At 46.4% G+C, this 21,756-nt stretch carries 23 protein-coding genes and 1 tRNA gene; 9 read left to right on the plus strand and 15 right to left on the minus strand.

Annotated features, from left to right (window positions below; all coding sequences use genetic code 11):
* Positions 1-69: 69 nt before the first annotated feature.
* The 7 genes from QT990_RS08960 to QT990_RS08990 form a co-directional block, all read right to left on the minus strand.
* Complete coding sequence (locus QT990_RS08960) at positions 70-1,338, minus strand: transposase (protein ID WP_333140056.1); 1,269 nt, start codon at positions 1,336-1,338, stop codon at positions 70-72.
* Positions 1,339-1,471: 133 nt separating this feature from the next.
* Positions 1,472-1,951 carry a DUF4079 domain-containing protein gene (locus tag QT990_RS08965; protein WP_333140054.1) on the minus strand — a complete coding sequence of 160 codons (480 nt, stop codon included), beginning with the start codon at positions 1,949-1,951 and terminating at the stop codon, positions 1,472-1,474.
* Positions 1,952-2,799: 848 nt separating this feature from the next.
* On the minus strand, positions 2,800-3,138 hold the full coding sequence (locus QT990_RS08970) for a DUF1815 family protein (RefSeq protein WP_015176985.1): 339 nt from the start codon (positions 3,136-3,138) through the stop codon (positions 2,800-2,802).
* Between the two features lie 317 nt (positions 3,139-3,455).
* Complete coding sequence (gene radC / locus QT990_RS08975) at positions 3,456-4,187, minus strand: RadC family protein (RefSeq protein WP_333140050.1); 732 nt, start codon at positions 4,185-4,187, stop codon at positions 3,456-3,458.
* A 122-nt stretch (positions 4,188-4,309) separates the two neighbouring features.
* Positions 4,310-4,528 carry an excalibur calcium-binding domain-containing protein gene (locus QT990_RS08980; protein WP_333140048.1) on the minus strand — a complete coding sequence of 73 codons (219 nt, stop codon included), beginning with the start codon at positions 4,526-4,528 and terminating at the stop codon, positions 4,310-4,312.
* A gap of 264 nt (positions 4,529-4,792) precedes the next feature.
* A complete protein-coding gene (locus QT990_RS08985) occupies positions 4,793-5,272 on the minus strand; it encodes a hypothetical protein (RefSeq protein ID WP_333465146.1) in 480 nt (159 codons plus the stop codon).
* A gap of 449 nt (positions 5,273-5,721) precedes the next feature.
* Positions 5,722-5,964 (minus strand): hypothetical protein, encoded by a 243-nt coding sequence (locus tag QT990_RS08990; protein WP_333305779.1) that lies wholly within the window; start codon positions 5,962-5,964, stop codon positions 5,722-5,724.
* A 238-nt stretch (positions 5,965-6,202) separates the two neighbouring features.
* Here QT990_RS08990 and QT990_RS08995 point away from each other — a divergent pair, with 238 nt between their 5' ends.
* The 3 genes from QT990_RS08995 (at position 6,203) to QT990_RS09005 (ending at position 8,778) form a co-directional block, all read left to right on the plus strand.
* Positions 6,203-7,219: a succinate dehydrogenase/fumarate reductase iron-sulfur subunit gene (locus QT990_RS08995; protein ID WP_333140042.1), complete on the plus strand. Its 1,017-nt coding sequence runs from the start codon at positions 6,203-6,205 to the stop codon at positions 7,217-7,219.
* A gap of 94 nt (positions 7,220-7,313) precedes the next feature.
* The gene (locus tag QT990_RS09000; protein WP_333140040.1) at positions 7,314-7,502 is read left to right on the plus strand and encodes a chlorophyll a/b-binding protein; all 189 of its coding nucleotides are present in this window, start codon (positions 7,314-7,316) and stop codon (positions 7,500-7,502) included.
* 139 nt (positions 7,503-7,641) lie between these two features.
* The gene (locus QT990_RS09005; RefSeq protein WP_333300243.1) at positions 7,642-8,778 is read left to right on the plus strand and encodes a leucine-rich repeat protein; all 1,137 of its coding nucleotides are present in this window, start codon (positions 7,642-7,644) and stop codon (positions 8,776-8,778) included.
* 292 nt (positions 8,779-9,070) lie between these two features.
* On the opposite strand, the gene QT990_RS09010 is transcribed toward QT990_RS09005, so the two are convergent.
* The 5 genes from QT990_RS09010 to psbX form a co-directional block, all read right to left on the minus strand.
* Complete coding sequence (locus QT990_RS09010; protein WP_333140036.1) at positions 9,071-9,691, minus strand: pre-peptidase C-terminal domain-containing protein; 621 nt, start codon at positions 9,689-9,691, stop codon at positions 9,071-9,073.
* Between the two features lie 132 nt (positions 9,692-9,823).
* Entirely contained in the window at positions 9,824-11,272 is a 1,449-nt protein-coding gene (locus tag QT990_RS09015; protein WP_333305776.1) for a trypsin-like peptidase domain-containing protein, read from the minus strand.
* A gap of 110 nt (positions 11,273-11,382) precedes the next feature.
* Positions 11,383-12,507 (minus strand): redoxin domain-containing protein, encoded by a 1,125-nt coding sequence (locus tag QT990_RS09020; protein WP_333140032.1) that lies wholly within the window; start codon positions 12,505-12,507, stop codon positions 11,383-11,385.
* 287 nt (positions 12,508-12,794) lie between these two features.
* Positions 12,795-13,604, minus strand: a complete 810-nt coding sequence (locus tag QT990_RS09025; protein ID WP_333411337.1) for a Ycf66 family protein — start codon at positions 13,602-13,604, stop codon at positions 12,795-12,797.
* A 284-nt stretch (positions 13,605-13,888) separates the two neighbouring features.
* Positions 13,889-14,008, minus strand: a complete 120-nt coding sequence (gene psbX / locus QT990_RS09030; RefSeq protein WP_190741405.1) for a photosystem II reaction center X protein — start codon at positions 14,006-14,008, stop codon at positions 13,889-13,891.
* A 124-nt stretch (positions 14,009-14,132) separates the two neighbouring features.
* Here psbX and QT990_RS09035 point away from each other — a divergent pair, with 124 nt between their 5' ends.
* Positions 14,133-14,417, plus strand: a complete 285-nt coding sequence (locus tag QT990_RS09035; RefSeq protein WP_006634856.1) for a YggT family protein — start codon at positions 14,133-14,135, stop codon at positions 14,415-14,417.
* 130 nt (positions 14,418-14,547) lie between these two features.
* Here the strand turns inward: QT990_RS09035 and accC are convergent, their stop codons facing one another.
* Positions 14,548-15,903, minus strand: a complete 1,356-nt coding sequence (gene accC / locus QT990_RS09040; protein WP_333140026.1) for an acetyl-CoA carboxylase biotin carboxylase subunit — start codon at positions 15,901-15,903, stop codon at positions 14,548-14,550.
* 228 nt (positions 15,904-16,131) lie between these two features.
* Between accC and QT990_RS09045 the strand changes: the two genes are divergently transcribed.
* From QT990_RS09045 to QT990_RS09060, 4 genes are all read left to right on the plus strand, one after another.
* Positions 16,132-16,215 (plus strand) — tRNA-Leu (locus QT990_RS09045).
* A gap of 317 nt (positions 16,216-16,532) precedes the next feature.
* Entirely contained in the window at positions 16,533-16,745 is a 213-nt protein-coding gene (locus QT990_RS09050; RefSeq protein WP_332973393.1) for a helix-turn-helix domain-containing protein, read from the plus strand.
* A gap of 21 nt (positions 16,746-16,766) precedes the next feature.
* On the plus strand, positions 16,767-17,336 hold the full coding sequence (locus tag QT990_RS09055) for a hypothetical protein (protein ID WP_333140024.1): 570 nt from the start codon (positions 16,767-16,769) through the stop codon (positions 17,334-17,336).
* Positions 17,333-17,920, plus strand: a complete 588-nt coding sequence (locus QT990_RS09060) for a hypothetical protein (RefSeq protein WP_333109560.1) — start codon at positions 17,333-17,335, stop codon at positions 17,918-17,920. Before QT990_RS09055 ends, QT990_RS09060 begins: the two co-directional genes overlap by 4 nt.
* Here the strand turns inward: QT990_RS09060 and QT990_RS09065 are convergent.
* Positions 17,896-18,138 (minus strand): hypothetical protein, encoded by a 243-nt coding sequence (locus QT990_RS09065; RefSeq protein WP_333109561.1) that lies wholly within the window; start codon positions 18,136-18,138, stop codon positions 17,896-17,898. The genes QT990_RS09060 and QT990_RS09065 overlap by 25 nt on opposite strands.
* Before the next feature lie 22 nt (positions 18,139-18,160).
* Between QT990_RS09065 and QT990_RS09070 the strand changes: the two genes are divergently transcribed.
* Positions 18,161-18,541, plus strand: a complete 381-nt coding sequence (locus QT990_RS09070) for a hypothetical protein (RefSeq protein ID WP_333300238.1) — start codon at positions 18,161-18,163, stop codon at positions 18,539-18,541.
* On the opposite strand, the gene QT990_RS09075 is transcribed toward QT990_RS09070, so the two are convergent.
* Complete coding sequence (locus QT990_RS09075) at positions 18,538-21,723, minus strand: CHAT domain-containing tetratricopeptide repeat protein (protein ID WP_333465147.1); 3,186 nt, start codon at positions 21,721-21,723, stop codon at positions 18,538-18,540. The genes QT990_RS09070 and QT990_RS09075 overlap by 4 nt on opposite strands.
* Positions 21,724-21,756 lie beyond the last annotated feature (33 nt).

The raw sequence follows: 21,756 nt of genomic DNA on the forward strand, positions 1-21,756 counted from the left end.
GAGGATTTCATATAACCTCTGTATGTAGGGTACACATTGCGACCCTACATATAGCTGGTAAAAGTATAGTCATTTATAGGCATGGGAGGCTTCAAGTCCCTCCCCCTTCACTTTTACTTTGAGCGGATTAACCCGCCTCGGCTGAACTACGCAGCTCCCTATCCCATCGCTGAAGGCATTTGGGATTGCTTTTCTGAGGATATTGTACGCTGCATTCACATCGGAATTAATTAACCGACCAACCGATGTTTTGTACAAACCTCGCTTGATACGCTTACCAGTAAACACAGGCTCTTTATCAGTTGTTCCGTAAACAGGAATTGGGTCTAGACCCAGAAAGTTGGCCCGTGAACTATAGGATTCTTCCTGCACAATTACCTTGATTCCCGCCAGCCGAGCTTTGTATTCCAACATCTCAATTAATCGAGAGTGAGGAATGTTGACAAAGTTTTGGTTGGTTTGCTTACCTAAGTTAATTTCGGTTTTCCACTGTGCATTTTTGCCGATGACCAGCGTTCCAATTTGGTTCACTACCAAATGGTCAACAATCACGCGACTAGCATGATGCAAGTAATTATCAACTTTTTGATGGCGACAACGAGTTAAGCGCTGAATCCGGGGTGACGTTTTGCGGTTCCCTTTTAAGTGGGATTGCAATCGTGCTTTCCGCTTGTTGTAGAACTGGTTGATCGATTTCAATGGTCGCCCGTTAATCAACAAAGGGATAAATCCCGGTTGATTTGAAGTTAACGCCACTAAATTATCCAGTCCCAAATCAATACTAGCTACAGAGTTGGCATTGCCAAGGGTGGACTCCGTTTCATCATAAATCACCTCAATTACATAGGCATCACATTTCGGAACCAGTCTAACTTGACAAATCAGGTTGGGATTGAGTTTGGTTTTAATTGAAAGTTCAGTGCCGGAAAGTTTAATGATTCCTTTCTTCAACTGTTTGCTGCTAATTGCTTGAATCGTGTAGACGAGAAGGTTTCGCCCTTTAGTCTTATCTTTGTACTTTGGCAATTTTGGGCTACCCGTGAATCTTGAAGAGTCAGCTTTGTAAGCTTTAACGGCTTCAAAAAACGATTTCCAATTCTTGTCTAGCACCATCAAGATTTGCTGACTTACTTTAGCAGGCAAAGCCTTATATGCTTCGTGAGACTTCATCAATCGGTTCATTTCGTTATAACTGACATAACCCCATCCATAAATAAAGCTCTGACGAATGACGTAATTGGCGGCATTGTAGAGGTTTTTGGACTTGAAAGCTAGTTCGTCTATTTGGGCGAAACGGTGTTCCGTCGATTTAATGATGTGCCTCTGTGTTAGTTGCATTTGAGACTTGCGTTTTTTGGGCTATGCGTATTCCTTGTTCAACACTCACAACAATAGAATACCATTATTGTTTATAATTGCTTATAAACTCAATGAAGTTTTACAATACTACCACTGCCTAATAAGTCTTCTTCTAAATAGACAGCCCCAATTTTAAACCGAAAGCCGCGTGCAGCACCATAAGTGCAAGGGCCGTCGTGCCTAAATAAGCGTGAACCGCGCGCAGTGCTAGCTTATTGCCCCCAAAACCCGTTAGCGAAATCAAGCTGCCAATAGCCAGCAAAACCAGCACTGCCGAACCCGTCCAAAAATGCGGGCTTTCCATGACTGGCTGGTGCTGCATCACCAGCGACAGCAAGCCGCCTGTATAGCCCAAAGCTAGAAACAGAAACATCCACGGTGCAAGCTTGCGGTGATCCGAGCGACTTGTGAGTGCGACATCTTTATCTGTGGCCAAACGTCCCTGCCATCCCGTATACCCGACAAAACTGCCCATCGCCACTACCACGATCCCCATCATTACAGGGTGTCCCCAATGGGTAATTGGTTCGGGAATTCCTAGACTGCGAAATTGACTGGCGATGGGTTCTAGTAGTTCGCTTAAATTTACCATTTGATACTGACTCCAAACTTGGCGATAAATATTTTCGGACTAATCATTAAAATATTATAAAATATTAGTGTAGCAAGTGCGATCGCGATTTCTAAGAGCTGTTTAATATCAAATCCTTGCTTCATCGTCGAGCGTAAAGTCTCCTTCAATCTGCAACCAAATAGAAGCACAATTTTCAGTTTTTGGGTTCACAGTCAACAGTCAACAGTCAACAGTCAACAATTCCGGAGGAGTGCAACCAGAATCTATCTAACATGATGGTCAAACATTGCGCCGAAGCCTGGATATAGGCAAAACTTAGCCGGCTTGGGCCGGCTGTGAGATGTTTTACAGCAGTGATGCTGCTTCAAGTTAATTCTTAGCCTGATAGGCTAAATCTAAGAGCAAAAATAAACGCCATTCGCCCGCACATCACACCCCGTGGGCTGCCTTTTGCCCAATCTTCACAGCCTCATCCTCACTCTGGATGTTAAATTTTACCTGCCTGCTCAAAGTTAATTTCAATTCCTTGACTTTTGAATGGCCAAGTGAGAAATTAACATCGCAGCCGACGAACCGTCACACTTCTACATTTTGCTAATCGTTCTCAAGGGAGAATCAACTGCTGAAAAAAACTAGAGGTTCCAAGTTTGAGACTTCTGGCATAAAGTATGCCGTCTGCCCAGGCTCACTTCGATCGACTGATCGCTAAACTGTCTCAAGGCACCCTGATAGCACCCTTGGCTGTTGAGCAGCCATCGCTGTGCACCTAAATGAACCCTCTCAACTAACTAGCTGGGGATTCGGTTTTAGCAGACAAGCAGTGACTTTCTTGCGTCGCCTTCCTCGGAACCGTGCAATCGCTACACTCACTGCGCCGTCGCTAAAGTAGCTTCCGAAGGTTGGATTTGATACTTTACGAGATTTGCCAGTTCTTGTAACTGATTAATCGCTTCTGCACCTTCTAGTTTCATCAGTTCGCGGTCGTCCCGCATCTCAGTCCAAGTGATACCGTAATCTGACACTAAAAATCGAATCAGATGGTTGTCCGTCAAACTGACCATAAATGAGGCACTGTTCATCTGACCCCCGCAAGTGTAGCAGGATGCCAGATAACCCCGATGCTCTAGCACGATCGCTAAAGCTTGGAGGTTCATTACCAAATCTTGAACGAATTTACGGTGTTGTTCTGCAAGTCTCAGAAACACAGTTCTCCTCCTATCACCACACCGTGTATTTTACATCCCATTTAATAATTTCTTAATAAGTGGGTATTTAGGTGCTGGTTCAGTATACGTTTAGTATGCTCAAAAAAAATCGGATTAGCGACCTCTTCAGCCTACCTATACTACATTAACCCAGTTGTGCTCGAAACGCAGTATCAGCAGCGACATTCAGCCAAAACAGGCTCTAGCGGGGAACTCCAGCCGGAAAATTTGCCTGCTGTCAGGGCTGATTCAGCCGTCGCAGAGCCCAAAGATACAAATAACTAATGATAGTAATGAAATTAGTTAAGTAGAAGAGTTCAATCACCCTGGGGATACTCCTCCCAAAGCGTCGTCGTCTGCCGCAAGCTCAGAAAATCGCCATTCCCCAAAATCAAGTGATCCAGTAGCGGAATCGACAAAAACTGCGCTCCCGCCAGCAACTGTCGCGTCAAAGCAATATCCTCTGGGCTTGGTTCCACAATCCCCGATGGGTGATTGTGCGAGATAATCGCCCGCGTCGCCCCCTGGCGGATCACCTCGCGAAAAATATCCCGTGGGTGAGCCAAAGTTTCCGTTGCTGTGCCGATCGTAATTACCTGAGTACCCAGCAGCCGATTTTTCACATCCAGCAACACCACAGCAAAACGTTCCTGAGACTGCCACATCAAATCCTGACTCAGGGCATCCGCCGCCGCTTGGGGAGAGTCAACCACAGCCATTTCCGGCGGCCGCGACTGAAACACCCGCTTCCCCAACTCCACCGCAGCCAAAATCGAAGTCGCCTTAGCAGGGCCAATCCCGTGAATCTGCGTCAACTCCTGAACGCTAATAGTGCGTAGCACAGCCAGAGGATCGCGGTGGTGCAAACTCAACTGATTTAAAATATACTGTCCGAGCCCGACGGCCGAAAGTTTGCCGGGGCCCTGACCAGTACCCAGGAGAATCGCAATCAATTCTGCAGTCGCCAAACTTTTCGGGCCACCCGCCATCAACCGTTCCCGTGGCCGTTCACTCGTTGGCAAATCGACAATTCTCAAGCTGTAAGTCATAGCTGCACCCGCACCGCAAGCTCAACAATTAGACAATTTTAGCCGATCGATTTGCCTTCTTCAATTCGTACAATCACCGAAAAAAGCCTTCATCATTAACCGAGGATTTTGGCAGATTAAATCTAACCCAGCGTTTCGCAAGCGATCGAGTCTTGATCTCGATCGAGCTTAAAAGGATCGCCCGGATATGCCTCTAAAACTCGCTGTGCTTCAGCTTGAGTCGCAAAGTCCGAACAGTTGCAATCCGAGTTAACGCAACTCGGAAAATCGGCACTTTTAACCTTTGGTTTAGAAGACTCTTGACATACTCCCCTGCCTAAAGGCGAGAGGATTCTTAACACTTCATCGACCAATGCTACCGAAGTAGTCTTACGAGCGCCTCCATGTTCATTTTAAGTCGTGGCAATGCCCTATCCCGACTATATGTATCGTTTTGTTTGAAAAACATTAACAATACTTTGTTTTGCTTCCAGGTTGGATTTTAACCATTGCCCTTGGGTCTTTCCCTATTACTGGATCAGTCCCGGTTTCAACTCAAGATGAGTATATATCGCTGCAATCTTAGGTGGGGATTTCAACCAATTAAACTATAGCATAAAGCCGTCCTAAAAGGACGGGGCTTGCATCCCATTTTCTCGGTCAATAACTTTCTTGGTATCTTTTTTTGGCTGCTGTGCATCAAGAGCAATCTCTGCGGTTCGTTCAACAGATTTGACTGAAGATGGCAATTTGCGATCGGGCTCTGGTTTGGCAAGTGCAGGTGCGGGAGTAGAAATGGCAGGTTTCGGTGTTGGTGTCGGCGTTTTCACAGTCTGAGACTTGGGTGTCGGCACTGCCGAAAGCGGTGATGGCTTAGCGGTTTGAGAGGATTCTAGCCGATCGGTTGGGGCCGGAAGCGCCACCGAAACTTCCTGAGACGGAGGGGGTGCGGTGACGCCCACAAGTACAAACGAAGCCGCCATCAACCCGCCGTACATCGCGGCCGATCGCTTGCGGGTTGGTGAACCCACCCATTTCGGATTAACAATACCCAGAAAAAAGGCAGGTATCGACAATAGAAAGCTTAAGATGAAAAAATTAAACATAGCGATTTTTACCAGTAGAAGAGAGAAGTAATCCAGGACGCACAAACCGGGTTTCTTTTAGCAAAATCCGAGGTAAAGCACGAAGGATATTTGTTTAAAAACCCGATTTCTTTAATTTCTGTGCGTAAGTCCTGAGAAGTTAACTTCCTTATTTATCCGCAGGCAAACTCACAAATCCCTATGATTTACGAAGTAAACTAGGACGTTGGACACCCGACCCTGGTGCAACCGGGTTTCTGATCGTATTTCTCCTTGCTAAGACCACGATTTTTTCCTACAGTTCGCGAGCGCACTCCGACGCCTAGAAACCTGGGTTTTTAATTGCAGTAAATTAGTAGAACCAAGTATTTTTCTTAAAAAACTAAGTTTCTCGCCCCAACCGGGCGTAACTCCTGGTAAAATTTCTTGTAATGCTGCCAAAAAAGTGAGAAGCATACCCCCAGCTACTTTCAGCGCAAAGGTGCGCTGACCCTCAATTCTGGCCATTCACTTGAGGCCAGCAGCCCCGATGAAACTGCTTGCGGCGGCTTAGGTGCTGTAACCCCAAGCAAAACGAACGAAACTGCCATCAAGCCGCCGTACAAGGCAGCCGATCGCTGGCGAGTTCCCAGTCCCACCCATTGAGGATTTAGCAGACCCAGACAAAAAGCCGGTGTGGAAAACATGAAAGTTAATACAAACAAGCTGGACATCACGCACCTCCGACTAGCGAATTGCAGCGATTAATTACTTTTATCTCCAATTAATAGCTCACAAATCCGCTTAAAAAAGTTGCAATTTATGATTTATAACTTTAGAATTATTGATGTTTATCAAACAATAATAAAACTTTTAAAATCTCTTACTTTCGGTAGTTGTTAAAAAAATAATAGGTTTCTAGAGAGACCAAAAATTTAGCTTAAAATAGAAACTAAATTCCTTACTCAAAATATGAAAGTCCGCTTTAACGTAGTCCGCCAAAATCAAAACGAGGCTCCCCGGGTTCACACTTACACCCTAGATGTGGAAGAGAGCAATACCATCCTAGACTGCCTCAACAGTATTAAGTGGGAACACGACGGCACTTTAGCTTTTCGCAAAAATTGCCGCAATACAATTTGCGGCAGTTGTTCTATGCGAATTAACGGTCGATCGGCATTAGCTTGCAAAGAAAATGTAGCCAGCGAACTCGCAAGATTGCAAAAAATAGCTGATTCCAGCTCAGCAGAAAGGCCGGCCGATTTCATTCCAGAAATCACGGTAGCCCCAATGGGAAATATGCCAGTAATTAAAGATTTGGTTGTTGACATGACCAGTTTTTGGGACAACCTGGAAGCAGTGGAACCCTATGTCAGCACAGCCTCGCGAGCAATTCCAGAACGCGAATTTCTGCAAACTCCAGAAGAGCGATCGAAACTCGACCAAACCGGCAACTGCATCCTCTGCGGCGCGTGCTATTCTGAGTGCAACGCCCGCGAAGTCAACCCGGAATTTGTCGGCCCCCACGCCCTCGCCAAAGCTTACCGCACGATCGCCGACTCCCGCGACAGCGAAACCGAAAATCGGCTCGAAAAATACAACGAAGGCACCGCAGGCGTCTGGGGATGCACGCGCTGTTACTACTGCAACTCGGTTTGTCCGATGGAAGTTGCGCCGATGGATCAAATTGGTAAGATTAAACAGGAGATTCTCGATCGCAAAGATGACCAAGCCAGTCGATCGATCCGCCATCGCAAAGTTTTAATCGATCTCGTCAAAGAAGGTGGCTGGATAGATGAGCGCAAATTTGGCATCGAAGTAGTAGGAAACTACTTCCGCGACGTTAAAGGTTTGCTGAGTCTGGGCCCGTTGGGTTTGAGAATGATCGCTCGCGGCAAGTTCCCGCTGTTTTTTGAGCCTTCAGAAGGTACCGAAACCGTGCGAAATCTGATCGAATCGGTTCAAAGTTTAGAAAAGTCAGCAGATTAGCGATCGGCGGGCATTTTCCTGGTAAATTACAAGTTGTGCGATCGTAAAGCTTCCCACAATTCATCACTCAAAACACGAAACTTAAAACTTTTCAATGACTGCTCAAACTCCTCCATCCTCAAAACCGACAACCCCAAATACCCCAAAACCAGAACCAGCCTTTGGGTGGAATGCCTACGCCGAACAAATCAACGGACGATTTGCGATGGTGGGATTCGTGGGACTTTTGCTGCTAGAATTCTTCACCCGTCAGGATTTTTTTACCTGGCTGGGCCTGCGTTAAATTAATCAAAATCAATTAAAAAAGGAAGCTGAAAAATTATCTATATTTCAGCTTTCTTTTGATTTTTAAGAGTTATTGGAAATACACTTTATCAAATTAGAGGTACCAAATTATAACATTTATAGTGGCATACAAACATATGAATTTACCCAAGTGGATAGTAGTTACTTGTAGCGCGATCGTCCTAGCATCATGCGGAAATGGATCTTCCACCTTAATCTCCGAACCGAAACCGGGAAACAGTGGACGAACATTTGCTGATTGGTGTCGCCAGCGGGCTTCTTTGATTCCTGAAGCTAAACGTACTGTTGATGTGCTGTTGCAGAAAGCAGGGACTACTGAATGCGATGAGGCTAATCAGAAACTTTCTCTGCTCACGGAACTCAGCCTCCGCAGCCATGAAATCAGCGATATTAAACCGCTAGAATCCTTGACTAACCTGACTGTGCTCAACCTCAGAGGCAATAAAATCAGCGATATCAAACCGCTAGAATCCTTGACTAATGTGACTGTACTCAACCTCAGAGGCAATAAAATCAGCGACCTCAAACCCTTACAATCTTTGACTAAGCTGACTGAACTCGACCTCAGCTTTACCCAAATCAGCGACATCAAACCGCTAGCATCTTTGACTAAACTAATCGATCTCGATCTGGGTGACAATAAAATCAGCGACATCAAACCCTTAAAATCTTTGACTAAACTGACACACCTCGTCCTCAGTGGCAATGAAATCATCGAATTCAATAAACCTTCCCCGTTAGTCGCAAAGAGGCAACCCGGAAAGAGTGGACAAACATTTGCGGATTGGTGTCGCAAAAAGGCTGATTTGAGTCTTGAAGCTAAACATACTGTTGAGGTGCTGTTGCAGAAAGCAAGGACTACTGAGTGCGATGAGGCCGATCGAGAACTTTTCCGACTCACAGAACTCGACCTCGGCGCCAATCAAATCAGCGACCTCAAACCGCTAGAATCCTTGACTAAGCTGACTGAACTCCACCTCGGTGCCAATCAAATCAGCGACCTTAAACCGCTAGAATCCTTGACTAGGCTGACTGAACTCGGTCTGATCAACAATAAAATCACCGACATCAAACCCTTACAATCTTTGACTAATCTGACGGGACTCACACTCGAAAGCAATCAGATCGGTGACATCAAACCGCTAGCATCTTTGACTAAACTAACTTTTCTCTCCCTCGGTCTCAACCCGATCGTTTCCAAAATTTGCCCGCTCAAACCAGAGTCTATCTGTCGCTGGGAACCCGTAAGTTAAATGCCAAATTTTTAACTTTACTGGTGTAAAAATTAGATGTACAAGATTATGAGTTTTATAGTTGCACGCCAACATATAAATTTACAAAAGTTAATAGTAGTTACTTGTAGCGCGATCGTCCTTGAATTATAGGGACACGGCATTGCCGTGCCCTGAATCCGAAGTTTCGTTCATATTCTGTTCGGTCGATGGCCCCTAATACGGTAGGGGCGGGTTCACGAAAAATATCTGCCAATAATTGACAATCTCAAAAACCCGCCCTTTTAATCGTTCGAGCAGACATGATATCAAACTAATTTCCAGTTGTTTCACGGACGGTCAAACTGTACTTGCCTCTACCTTTTGGAGGCGGATCGTAAGCGTTGACAATGACGCGATAGCGACCGTTCGCAGACAAGGTAACAGTAAGCTCTGAATTGGAATTTTGCTGCGTCGCATCATCATTTTCTCCAAGTAGCTCCCCCTGGGAGTTGAAAATAGCGAGATAAGTATCAAACTCGGTACTTTCTACGGTAATAATCACTTTTTGACCCTGAGTGCCTTCAAAGGTATACTCGTCGTACAAACTGCTGTCCGAGGGCAGTACAGAAGACTTAGCAGGGCTGAGTTCTCCGTTTTGCTCTAAAATTACCTTAGATGAACCCGCATCAGGACTCGATCGAGGTTCTACACTTGGGCTCTGAGTTGGCGAACTTTGTGGTGATGGCGACGGGTTGGGGCTTGCTTGAGCTAAAACCGCCTTGCCAGCAGGCTTCGCATCAGTTAAATTTTGAGGAAATTCTGCTGAAATGAGGGTGGAACTACTGTTAGCAACTCCACCTAAATTGGAAACTGGCAGGGAGACAGTCGGCTTGCCAGAAAAAGTAGCTACCAGAGCAATTGGCGCGATCGCCCAAAATCTAACTTGACGCATGAATTACCTCGATTTGCAACGAAGAAGGAAGGAAGAAGTCAGTAGTCAGTAGTCAGTAGTCATGGATTATTTGTTAGGTGCTACCAATGCCCCATGCCCCATGCCCCATGCCCCATGCCCCATGCCCAATTTTCACCGGACAGTTAGAGTGTAACGACCCCGGCCCGAAGCATCGTAAGCATTGACAAATACGCGATAGCGACCCGTAGCGGGCAAAGTAACGCTTAGAAACGCATTTTTAGTCGAATCGCTCCCTTCGTCATTTTGTGCCAGTAATCGGTCGTTAGGGCCAATGATAGCCACATACGGCTCGAAATCTGTACTTTCGAGGGAAATGGCTACAGACTGACCAGCTCGACCTTCAAAAGTATACTCTCGATACAGACTGTTGTCAGACGGCAATACTGGGCCGCCTGCGACTAAAGCGCCTTCTTCTTGCAAAATCGCCCGAGAAGGCGCGGTAGCACTCGCTTTCAGTTCTAACGTATAAGCCCCCGACTGCCTAGCTTCGTAGGAATTTGCCACTAACGTGTAAGTGCCGTCTGCTGGCAGCCTGACTGTAATTCTGGCGTTTTTACTGCCGGCTCCGTCATGGTCTTGCGCGATTCGGCGCTGGTTGGGCCCGAGCAATATTAAATAAGGGTCAATTTCTTGACTTTTCATTTCTATTGTGATTTGCTGGCCCGCTTTTCCCTCAAAGGAGTAGAGGTCAAAAAAGCTGTTGTCTTCGGCCAGAACGCTAGAATTGTCGGTGAGTTTACCGCTGATGGCGGGCCCGTTGAGCGCGAGTTTTTCAGGTGATTTGTTGCCACCAAAGGGCGATCGGGCTTGAGCCACGCGGGGAGCTCGCCCTTCTCGTACCGCTGTCAGGAAAGCGGGTACTTTGTCTGCTGAAATTGCAAAACCGATACCGATATTACCTCCACCCCGATCGCGAGTCAAAATAGAAGAATTGACGCCGATTAATTCTCCAGAACTGTTGAGCAGCGGCCCTCCAGAATTGCCGGGATTGATGGCGGCGTCGGTTTGAATTAAGCCCCGAGAAAGGTCGATGCGGCTGACGATTCCGACTGTAAAAGTACCTTGAAGTTGACCGAAGGGATTGCCGATCGCAAATGCTTGTTGCCCGACTTTCACCGAACCGGGACGGGCTAAAGGAATGGTCGGCAAATTGTTTTGACCGCGAATCTTAACCACGGCTAAGTCTAGACCTTCTTCGCCGAATCCGACAACATCGCCGACAAGTTTTCTGCCGTCTGCCAGAATTATATTCACGGTACCGCCGGCCGAAACGACGTGGGCGGTCGTTAACACCATGCCGTCAGGGCTGATAATTGTGCCGCTGCCCTTAGATTTACCGGTATCGACGGTAACAACCGCCGGACTGGCCTTTTCGTAGACCCGAATATTGGTTTGTTCTGCGACATTTTGGGCGATCGCACCCTGGGAATGCACCGAGTTAAATTCTGTTAAATCTGTTGATTGCCGCCCAGGGGATGTCGTAACAACCGCACTGGCGCTGGCTGTTACCCCAACCGTTAAAATTCCCGATACTGCTAAAGTTAGAAGTTTTAAATTCATGGCGATCGATTTAGTATTTAGCGATGGGTAGCTAGGAATTAGGTTTTGTGCTTAACCGCTAACTACCTTCTGTAATTATTTTAAGACTTGCACCACGGTAGTGACATTCCTCACGCCGGTTCTCCAATTCGGGAATCTGAATCAGCAGCTAAATACTTAAAATTAGCTTGTCGTAGCGCAGCATCCTCATTGCCGTAGAAAAAAGACAGCAAAGCAAAACGCTGGCCGCTAATCACCGGCGTCGCTTCATGCAGCAAAGAACACGAAAAAATAATCGCCGTGCCAGAATCGCCTTTATAACCGTGCGGCGCGTACTCGGGAAACCGTAAAAATCCCCCCGTGTACTCTCCCACATTCAAGTTTAGCGTCATCGCAAACCTACGGTGCACCGTAGCTTTGCTAGTGTTGTCGCGGTGCGGCAGAAAATAACCGCCGCTGTCAGCATCGTAACAACCTATCAAATACCGCTCAAACCTGGTAATTGTAAACTGAAAAGCTTTTTCTACTTCCGGCCGCACCCGGCGCCAAATAATCGCACTCAATCGCTGCTGTAACTTCGGGTCTTCAATAAAGAAATCGCGGCGCTTCTTGAAAGTGTCGTCGTGCAGGCCAACTGTTTTCCCGCCTATTTGCCTCATAAAGCCGGAAGGACTGCCACCGTGATTTTTGTACATATCGATTAAACTGCGGCAAGATGCTTTGTCCAAAACGTTAGGAATTACCAACACCGGGGCGTGGCGAGTGGCCGATCGGGCTTCCTCAATTGGGGGTAAAGTTTTGAGAAAATCTAATACTTGTTGGGCGTGTTGGTGCGGTTCGCCCATCGGCAAAATATTAATTACCTGAAGGTTTTCGTTGAGAACAAAAGTTTGTGGTGCATAGTGAACTCCGGCAACTCCATTTTCTTCGACATCTCGGAAAACACCGTACTGCTGGCTGACTGTTTTATCCAAGTCCCAGAAAAAGATGAATGACGGAGCAATTGTTGTTGGTCTGTTTTGTTCTTTGTCTGCTGGGTCAACGCTCACTCCAAACTGCGGTACTTGCAAGCTTTGGAATTCTTCTGAAAGCTCTTGAAAGCTTTTGAGGATAACTTGGATTTGTTCAAAAGCTGCGCTGGCAAAGAAAAACAGCACGACGCGCCGGCCGCCAACAGTCTGGAAATGAAATAAGGGGTTATTTGTAGAAGGAATGGAAAACCAGGGAGCCGGATCTCCTATTTCGAGTAATGGCATCTTGCTGATTTAATAATTGGGATTTTATATTTAGATTATTATGCTGTCGATTAGTTCCACATATTCGGTATGTTAATATTGTTTCTTTATACAAAAATTAGCTTATATCTGTGTATATCTGCGTTTTTCTGCGGTTTTAAACTCGCAATTTAGAGTCTTTTTAATAAGTTGTTTAATATCGGATAATAAGTAGATGGGTATCAATAAACGCAACTTAGATTTCTGCGGTTTCCCAAGCCAGAGCTACGGGATAAATGTTTAGTTTCACCCATCTACTTAGTGTTTGCCTATTTGTCGAAACTGGGGGAATTATCCGGTTGGTCTTCCGGGTATTCTACAGGTCGATATTCCACGTAATCTGACGGCGGTGCTTCCACGTCGCGGTTGCTGGGGCGAGACCTCGATGATTCCGTAGGACGGGGTTTTTTGGTTCTCGGCGGCGTATCGGAACTGCGGTTTTCCGAAGCAGGGGGGCGACTGCTGCGGCTGCGGGTCGGTCTTTCTTCGGGGTTGTCTGAAACGTCCCAGTTGTCAGACTCTTGGGCGGGCGGGGCTTCTGGGCGAGAGGGACGTTTGCGCGAGGATCGATCGGGCGAGTCGGGCCGTCCGGTGTTAACGCTGCCGTTGCGATTCGAGGGGCGGCGGCGGGGTTCGTCGTCGTAGGCTTCCCGAGAGGAACGGTAGTCTTGGCTGCCTCTGATGCGGGGACGCGGCGGATAGTCTTCCTCTGGTTCTAGCTGTTCCATTTCGGAATCATAGCCGTCGTAACCATAGGCGTTGCTGACCGGTCGCTCTTCATCTACGTATTGGGCGCGACTTTTGGCTTGGGCTGTGGTCGCTCCTCGCAGCTTAATGCTTTCTGTTGCAAAAAATATGGCGGTACCGCTGAGCAGAAATTGACCGAATGCCAGAATTGGGTCAAGCCGCCACCCTTGAAATAACAGAATACCGCCGCACAGCAAGCCGACTGCTGCAAAAAAAATATCGTGGTCTCGGGCTAGTTTGGGACGCCACGATCGCAGAAAATACAGTCCTGCCCCTGCTACTGCTAGGATAATCCCTAACAGGCTGCTCCAGTTCAATCCTAAATTGACCATTAGCCTATCTCCTATGTCTTTCCTATGTTAGCGAGTTAGATTTTACATCTATCATTAAGTCTGTCAGCCCGACTGTGCTTTCTGGGGCAGCGTCCGGTCAGGGTTTCAGCTTGGGAAGTGAGTAGTATAATAATGAGTTTAACGGGAAAAAACCTCAGCTTGGCAGTCAACTGAAGGTTTTGCCTTGACAGTTGCTGGCAGCCGAGGTTTCTCGGATCGGGGAAATGCCCGACTTGTAGCCCACAATTGACTTGCAGCGCCGGACTTAGAAACCCGCTGACTTTTTAGGTGCGCTTGATTTTGTCTTTTTGGCTGATGAAGATCAGGGCGATGGTTGCTGGAATCACTACTACCACCACGCCCACCAGCAGGCTGTACAAAAAGTTCGCGAGAGAAGGAGTCATAGATTCAAAGCCTTTGTTACAACAATTTGATTTTTATTAATTTTATACTTTCGATCGCACCTGTGAAACGGTTAAAATTATGAATAGCAGACTTAACAAAACTTAAAATTTCGAGATAAGACCCATGACTGGTATTACCGTTGCAAGTTGGATTCTGGGCTCTGTCCTAGTCGTGATGACCTTGCTGTTTATTTTTCGGATCGTCCTGACTTGGTATCCCGAGGTGAACCTGAGCAAGTTGCCGTTGAGTCTGATTGCTTGGCCGACGGAACCTTTTTTAGCCGTAACTAGAAAGATTGTACCGCCGATCGGCGGGGTGGACATTACGCCGATTATTTGGGTGGGTATCTGTAGCTTGCTGCGAGAAATGATTCTCGGCCAGCAAGGGCTGCTGACGATGATGATGTAAGAGTCAGCGGGCATGGGGCATGGGGCATGGGGCATGGGGCATGGGTTAGTTGCCAACTGCCAACTGCCAACTGCCAACTGACAACTGACAACTGACAACTGCCAACTGACAACTGCCAACTGCCAACTGACTAATGACTGTTTTGGTTCAAGAACTGTTCGACGAAATTCGTGTAAACTTCGCCGCTGAGAAACTCGGGGGAATCGAGGATTTTTTGGTGAAAGCCCAGGGTGGTAGGAACGCCAGTGATGGCGCATTCCCGCAATGCCCGTTTCATCCTGCGGATGGCGGTCGGTCGATCGCGCCCCCATACAATTACTTTACCGATTAAAGAATCGTAGTAAGCGGGTATTTCGTAATCGGTGTAAACGTGAGAGTCCATCCGCACGCCAGGGCCACCGGGAGGCAAATAACCGCTGATTATGCCGGGGTGGGGTCGGAAATTGCGATCGGGGTCTTCAGCATTGATGCGGCACTCGATCGCGTGGCCGTTGAGAATTACTTGGTTTTGCTTGATTTGCAGTTTTTCTCCTTGGGCGATGCGGATTTGTTCGGCTATCAAGTCGAGGCCTGTAATCATCTCGGTGACGGGATGTTCTACTTGGATGCGGGTGTTCATTTCCATGAAGTAGAACTTGCCCGATTTGTCAAGCAGAAATTCGACAGTGCCCGCACCCGTGTAGTTGATGGATTTGGCAGCGGCAATGGCGGCGTGACCCATTTGATCTCGCAGTTTCTGGCTGAGGGCGGGGCTGGGGGCTTCTTCGAGGAGTTTTTGGTGTCGGCGCTGAATCGAACAATCTCTCTCGCCGAGGTGGATGACGTTACCGTAGTTGTCGGCGAGGATTTGGATTTCGATGTGCCGGGGTTTTTCGATGAATTTTTCGAGGTAAAGTCCGGGGTTGCCGAAGGCTGCGTCGGCTTCGCCTTGGGCTGCTGAGAATAGTTTGGGGAGTTCGGATGCTTCTTTGACTAGCCTCATCCCGCGGCCTCCACCGCCGGCGGTGGCTTTGATCATCACAGGATAGCCGATGTCGCGGGCGATCGCCAAAGCTTCGCGATCGTCCGCCAGCAATCCACCGCTACCGGGAACTGTGGGGACTTTCACTCGCTGCATAGTTTCTTTGGCGGTGGATTTGTCGCCCATCGCCCGCATTGCTGCCGGAGAGGGCCCGATGAAGGTAATTTGATGGTCGGCGCAGATTTCGGCAAATCGGGCGTTTTCGGCGAGGAAGCCGTAACCGGGGTGAATGGCTGCGGCGTTGCGTGTCAGGGCAGCCGCGATGATGTTGGGAATGTTTAAATAGCTTTTGCTGCTGGTGGGGGGGCCGATGCAAACGGCTTCGTCTGCCAACTGGACGTGCAGGGCGTGTTTATCTACGGTGGAGTGTACGGCGACCGTGGCAATCCCCATTTCCTCGCAGGTCCGCAATATGCGGAGAGCTATTTCTCCCCGATTAGCGATTAAAATTTTCGAGAACCCCATCTTCGCTGCTTAATTCACTCAATATTCTGTACAATAATGCCTTTCGGTATGTTCTGGATAATCGTTTTCCAGAAATTGTTCACAAAAATTTATTTTACATTTTGCTGGTAGTGGTGCTATGATTGTAAATCGGCGGTGTCAAAGGGCAAGTTACAAGTTAAATGTCAGGAACCTCAACCTGTGAATCTTTAACTGGTAACGCAAAAATCCCGGAGATTGCCAGAAAGAGCGGATGTGGCGGAATTGGTATACGCGCACGCTTGAGGTGCGTGTGGCAATATGTCCTTGCGAGTTCGAGTCTCGCCATCCGCATTGAATATAAAAAACAACTGTTGACGGTTTTGGCTGTCGGCAGTTGTTTTGTTTTTGATGGGTGGGTGGGCAGAAACCGGGTTTTTGCGAGAATATTTGGTTACGGTGGGAAGATTTGGGAAAAAACCCGGTTTCTTTGATTGTGCGCGAGTACGGTAGGGTGCAGATTCATCCGATATCCTCAAGTGCGATTCCCTACGGGATAGCTTCGCTTCACGAACTTCTGACAGATCCGCACCCTACAAAATACTGTTTAACTGTCGATCGACTATTGTGTTTGAATTAAAAACATAGATAGTTATCGTTTGTCAAGTAGAATGGGGTTAGTTAGGTTCCGAATCCGAGAGTTGGCTGATGAAAAAGGATGGACGCTAAAGGATGTTGCCGATCGATCCGAGGTTCCGTACAGCACAGTCAGGCACTATGCTCGATCGGAAGGACTAGCAACGGTTGATATCACATCCATTCAAAAAATAGCTCGCACCCTCGATGTTTTGATTGAAGAGTTGATGGATGTTGTCAAAGAGTAATAATGAGAATGGTGTTGGATAGTGCCACAATATTTTGGGGAGGCTAATCAGAAAGAAATCCGTCAATATGCAGAAATTATCGCCATGACGGATGATGTGTATACAATAGCTAATTATCTAGAGATTTCTGAACAAATTATCCGCCAAGTAAAAGAGCACATATTTATCAAGGAACACGAGCTTGACATTCCCAATGATGAGACAAATACTATTAGTCATGTCCGAGGTAATTTTACACCCGATGGTGAGATTGCTGATTTATGGATAAGTGCAAAAAATGGTGAGCTACAACCGAGAGAACTTAACAAGTTTAAACGGTTGATAGCCCATGAGTATATAGAGCAAGCACTAATGGCTGATGGACTTCCTTATCGATCGCCTAAAGCTTGGATAGACCATCCCATGTATGGTTTTGGCAACTGGCCAACCCCGGAGAATTTCGGAGCACACGATATAGCTCCTCATACCAGCAAGCCCAATCCATTTTCCCACTGGGTTAACATAATAGGTAAGTCAGCGGAAGGACTGAGGCTTGCGGACAACCTCTCGAATCTTGATGAGTTGCTTGAAGCTATTAGAGAAAGAATATGACTGCGAAAACAATTACCGACACTGCACTAGAGCGAATTTTAGCAATTAAATGGGAGCCAGACGATAGTCGCGTTAACTCTCACATTGCCCTTTTGCGAGAATACTTGAGACGTGCTGCACTGTGGGCCAAGGCTTTAGATTGTACGGATGAATGGCCGTTTTTTGATGTGGCGGCTCATATTGATTCTCTAGATGCCGATGAAACTAAGGTTAAAGTGCTTAAGACTCATTTCACAGAGACACCGTTTTATGTGGCGGGTATTATTGAGAAAACCTGCGAGTGGTTCCTTCATTGGGATAGCGCGAAAAATTCACCAAAAGTCAGTGAATTTACTCTACCTGAACCCTACGAACCGCTAATCCTAATGTATGAACGCGGTGGCATATTCTCTATGGAACATGGATTTTTTGATTTTGCTGTTGGGGGTTTTCCTAGAGGTAAATGGCAGAAATACGACCAAATCATGCCTTTGTTGAAACTAGATGCGAGAACTTTAGATCGACTAGATATTGATTCGGGCGATGGGTTGAATGCAATTAACCCGAAAGCAGAGGGAGGTTACACATCAATAGAGCGATGTTGATTTTCGGAACTAGGTAAACTTGTCTGCGCGGATGATGGTTTTAACACTTTACGATCAATCAGCCAAGCAACTCCTCCCAAGACTCCACCGCCTAAGCAACTAACTATAATGGCAATAAAGAAGGGATGAAGTTTCTTTGTTTGTGTAGCTGCATTTTCAACCGCCAGGTTTCTACACAAAAGAAGTACAAAAATTATGGCAAAATAAGAATTACTCATTTATTTGCTCGCCATTATCCCAATGACTACCGTTACCCAATCAGAAATTGAACAGTATCGCTCCCAATTACAAGAATATCCCGATGCTCTAATAGCTCTTGATGTACTTGAAGAGTGTGAAGGCGATTTAGAATATGCAGCCGAAACCTTAGCAATTAAGTCAGGAGAATTAGACAACGATCTAGATGCAAAAAACCCAAATGAGCCTAGCTGGTTAGAAAAATCAGCCGAGAAATTGCGTCCTCATATTTGTACGCAAGCCTTTAAAGACGTATTGAGTCAAGGTTTTGCTGTTGCATTGGGTTCGCTAATAACTGCTGGCGTTTACCCAGGAGTACCATTAACACTGGTACTTATTTACATAAGCACGAAAAATTTGGACAATTTTTGTCAGGATTGCTAAACGCCGATTGCAGTGAAGCCAGCCCAGTAATGAGGTTCAGCAAAAGGAAACGGCTTCCGGTTCAGTGCGCCATCCAGAGGAGCATTAACAAAGCGTGTGCGTTCTTTTTTGGGCAACAGTTTAAATGTTTGATCGATTTGCGGTTTGAGGCATTTTAATAATGCTTCAAGCGCCTCTGAGGTCAGATTCCGCAGCCATTGTTGTGCCTCATTGAGAGCAGTAACCGTTGATAGAGTTTCTAGGTTTTCATAGAACCGAATCAGTAACAAAGTGCTGGCGAGTTCATCCACTTTCCAAAGGGTACTTACCATACTAGGGCTACCTGCTAAGAGAAATCCGAAAGGTAAGCCAATATATTCATCGCTGGTTCTGGATTCTGTCAATCCAGTTTCGCAGGCGGAGAGAGTGACAAGACGACATTGATTTAGGTCAAGATTAAAGATTTCCAATAGTGTCAAACGTTCTTTATTGGCGAATACCAGGGATGATTCCAAAGGGGAGGCAGGCTCGAAGTTGCCGTGACAACCGAAATGGGCGCAGTTGGCAAAGCTGAGTTTCGCGTTTAGAATTGCGTTCTTATTAGCATCATCTTTTGCCAAGAAATCATTAGACTTGAATTTGTGACGGATGTTAGCGGCTTGCAGTTCAAGTAAGTAGCGGTCTTTGGTAGGATTGGCAATAGCAAATAGGTGAGAGAAATTAGGGCGTTGTCGCTGTGAAGCCTGTTGCAGTAGTTGGCAACTGGGGGCATAGCTGACTCCACCAGGGAATAAGTCGAGAAGGCACGATTCGGATTTGGAAAGGGATACAGTGATAGAAGAATCGATTTCATCGGTGCATCCGCTTTCAAAATCCCTTTCGTGGGAGATTGGCAACGCATGAAGGGGGAAAAGATGCAGGAAGCGATGGGGAATTAAAATCAGTCGATCGCACGGTTTCGGAATATTCTTTAAAATCTCATCAAGATGCAAAATCTCAGCTAGGTTTTGGAGGCGGGAGGCTAGCTTTTGCTTCCATTGGGGTTTTATCTCTTTGTAGTCTTTCCGATACTCGTTATCCCAATTTACCAAGGCTTGAAAGTCTTCTGTTGAAGATTGCCAGATTATTGGTGTTGGGGATTGCGGGGTGATGATGAAAGTTAGAAATTTATCGCCTATGATGTACCACTCAAGAATAGCGGTGTTTTCACCTGTCAGAGTTTGAATGTCTTTGTAGAGGATGGGCTTAACTTTTTGGGTTAGGCTAAAATCAGGATCAATTGATGTAATTTCATGAGCAATCAATTCATCGAGTTGTTTACGCAATTTGGTGAGATGAGTAGAATCGCGGCTAGTGGTTAGGCTGTCGATTTTGAGGCTGGGTTCTCCCAATATTCTGCCACCATTACTGTTACGGTTTATCTGTTGGATGTCCAGTTGTCGCTGTTCGGCCTCAATTTCTCGACCGAGGCGCGACAATTCGTTGAGAACAGTTTCGGGGATATTGCCTTTAGGTTTGATGTCACGGTTGGCAAAGAGTTCTACAAGGTTGCGGGCTTTGCTGCGTTCGGCATATTCCACAGCTTCGGTGTAGCGTTGCAGTTCGATGCAAACTTCTACCAGGCCCAGATAAAGTCTATTCCATTCTTCGGCTAATTTCTGTTTGGTTTCATCCCCAGATTGAATCTCGCCCCGTAAAAATTCTACTGTTTCAATCGCTGGGGCATAGGTATCATAAGCTAGTTGCCATTGCTGGTTACTTCGGTAAAGATTACCTAAATTAAACAAAGTTTTTGCATGATTTTGTGGGAAAGCTTCGCGGGTACGAATTGAAAGTGCATCTCGGTAACAAAGGATCGCCCGTTCCAGATTTTCGGCCTCGGAACCGCTGATTCTGTCACTGTAGGTCATAGCTAAGTTATTTTGAGTCATTGCCCAATCTTCGGGGAAATCCTCACGGGTACGAACTGTTAAAGCAGCCTCATAAAACTCAATCGCCCTCTCCAGATTATCCGCCCGCGAACCTTTGATTGTGTCACTGTAGGCATTACCTAGGTTGTTTTGAGTCATTGCCCATTTTTCAGGGAAATCCTCAAAGGTACGAACTGTTAAAGCACCCTCAAAAAAGCCGATCGCCCGTTCCAGATTATCCGCCCGCGAACCCTTGATTCTGTCGCTGTAGGCATTACCTAGGTTATTTTGAGTTATTGCCCAATCTGCTGGGAAATCCTCAAGGTTATAAACTGTTAAAGTAGCCTGAAAGAAGCCGATCGCCCGCTCCAAATTATCCGCCCGCGAACCGTTGATTCTGTTTCTGTAGGCATTACCTAGATTATTTTGAGTCATTGCCCATTTTTCGCGAAAATCCGCAAAGGTATAAACTGTTAAAGCAGCCTCATAAAACTCGATCGCCCGTTCCAGATTATCCGCCCGCGAACCTTTGATTCTGTGAGTATACGCATTAGCTAGGTTATGTTGAGTCGCTGCCCATTGTTCAGGGAAATCCTCACGGGTAAGAACTGTTAAAGCAGCCTGAAAGAAGCCGATCGCCCGTTCCAGATTATCCGCCCGCGAACCTTTGATTCTGTGAGTATACGCAGCAGCTAGGTTATTTTGAGTTTGAGCAAACTTTTCGCTCCCCGGTTCCCGATTATTTAAAACTATTTGATAACCAGTAATTGCTATTTCAATATTATTTGTTTTCTTCCCACCGGGAAAGTTACTAATATGAATACTTAAATTTCCGCTGTCACGGAGAATTAACTCAATTGCTTCTGGATGTTTGGCAATTAAATTCTTAGCCACTTCCTGTAAAATTTCGGCAAAATTAGCATTGAGGAGATGTTGCCGTTTACGGAGAATGGAGTAAATTACTTTAATATTGCTACTGCTAGGTTCGGCTTGCAATAATTCTAGGATAAAGTTTTCATACTCTTGTGAATTTTCAATTTCACAGTAATCGCGCTCTCCGTCATCGTTCGTACCCAATAATTGCCCTATCTGACTGGCAAAATTCCGTAAAAAATTAGCGTGATTTTCCTGTCCTTCCTCTGCCAGGTTTTCTGCTACTACCTCGCAAACTTGGAGAAACCCCGAATCTACCAATTCTAAGTTAGCCTGTAATATCTGCTGTGTCTCACCTTTGGGACAAGTCAGGAGTGTCTCTATCAATTGCCGATAAGCTTGGGCGCGGGTTTCTTCCATTGTGGGGAGTTGTCAGTAACACCGATGTTTATT

The organism is Microcoleus sp. T3_B1, from assembly GCF_036700445.1.
Classification (GTDB): Bacteria; Cyanobacteriota; Cyanobacteriia; order Cyanobacteriales; family Microcoleaceae; genus Microcoleus.

Excerpts from the sequence above, each read along its gene's own strand:
- QT990_RS08960 (WP_333140056.1), bottom strand. The coding sequence starts at position 1,338 with ATGCAACTAACACAGAGGCACATCATTAAATCGACGGAACACCGTTTC.
- QT990_RS08965 (WP_333140054.1), bottom strand. The coding sequence starts at position 1,951 with ATGGTAAATTTAAGCGAACTACTAGAACCCATCGCCAGTCAATTTCGC.
- radC (WP_333140050.1), bottom strand. The coding sequence starts at position 4,187 with ATGACTTACAGCTTGAGAATTGTCGATTTGCCAACGAGTGAACGGCCA.
- QT990_RS08985 (WP_333465146.1), bottom strand. The coding sequence starts at position 5,272 with ATGTTTAATTTTTTCATCTTAAGCTTTCTATTGTCGATACCTGCCTTT.
- QT990_RS08990 (WP_333305779.1), bottom strand. The coding sequence starts at position 5,964 with ATGTCCAGCTTGTTTGTATTAACTTTCATGTTTTCCACACCGGCTTTT.
- QT990_RS08995 (WP_333140042.1), top strand. The coding sequence starts at position 6,203 with ATGAAAGTCCGCTTTAACGTAGTCCGCCAAAATCAAAACGAGGCTCCC.
- QT990_RS09000 (WP_333140040.1), top strand. The coding sequence starts at position 7,314 with ATGACTGCTCAAACTCCTCCATCCTCAAAACCGACAACCCCAAATACC.
- QT990_RS09005 (WP_333300243.1), top strand. The coding sequence starts at position 7,642 with ATGAATTTACCCAAGTGGATAGTAGTTACTTGTAGCGCGATCGTCCTA.
- QT990_RS09010 (WP_333140036.1), bottom strand. The coding sequence starts at position 9,691 with ATGCGTCAAGTTAGATTTTGGGCGATCGCGCCAATTGCTCTGGTAGCT.
- QT990_RS09015 (WP_333305776.1), bottom strand. The coding sequence starts at position 11,272 with ATGAATTTAAAACTTCTAACTTTAGCAGTATCGGGAATTTTAACGGTT.
- QT990_RS09020 (WP_333140032.1), bottom strand. The coding sequence starts at position 12,507 with ATGCCATTACTCGAAATAGGAGATCCGGCTCCCTGGTTTTCCATTCCT.
- QT990_RS09025 (WP_333411337.1), bottom strand. The coding sequence starts at position 13,604 with ATGGTCAATTTAGGATTGAACTGGAGCAGCCTGTTAGGGATTATCCTA.
- psbX (WP_190741405.1), bottom strand. The coding sequence starts at position 14,008 with ATGACTCCTTCTCTCGCGAACTTTTTGTACAGCCTGCTGGTGGGCGTG.
- QT990_RS09035 (WP_006634856.1), top strand. The coding sequence starts at position 14,133 with ATGACTGGTATTACCGTTGCAAGTTGGATTCTGGGCTCTGTCCTAGTC.
- accC (WP_333140026.1), bottom strand. The coding sequence starts at position 15,903 with ATGGGGTTCTCGAAAATTTTAATCGCTAATCGGGGAGAAATAGCTCTC.
- QT990_RS09050 (WP_332973393.1), top strand. The coding sequence starts at position 16,533 with ATGGGGTTAGTTAGGTTCCGAATCCGAGAGTTGGCTGATGAAAAAGGA.
- QT990_RS09060 (WP_333109560.1), top strand. The coding sequence starts at position 17,333 with ATGACTGCGAAAACAATTACCGACACTGCACTAGAGCGAATTTTAGCA.
- QT990_RS09065 (WP_333109561.1), bottom strand. The coding sequence starts at position 18,138 with ATGAGTAATTCTTATTTTGCCATAATTTTTGTACTTCTTTTGTGTAGA.
- QT990_RS09070 (WP_333300238.1), top strand. The coding sequence starts at position 18,161 with ATGACTACCGTTACCCAATCAGAAATTGAACAGTATCGCTCCCAATTA.
- QT990_RS09075 (WP_333465147.1), bottom strand. The coding sequence starts at position 21,723 with ATGGAAGAAACCCGCGCCCAAGCTTATCGGCAATTGATAGAGACACTC.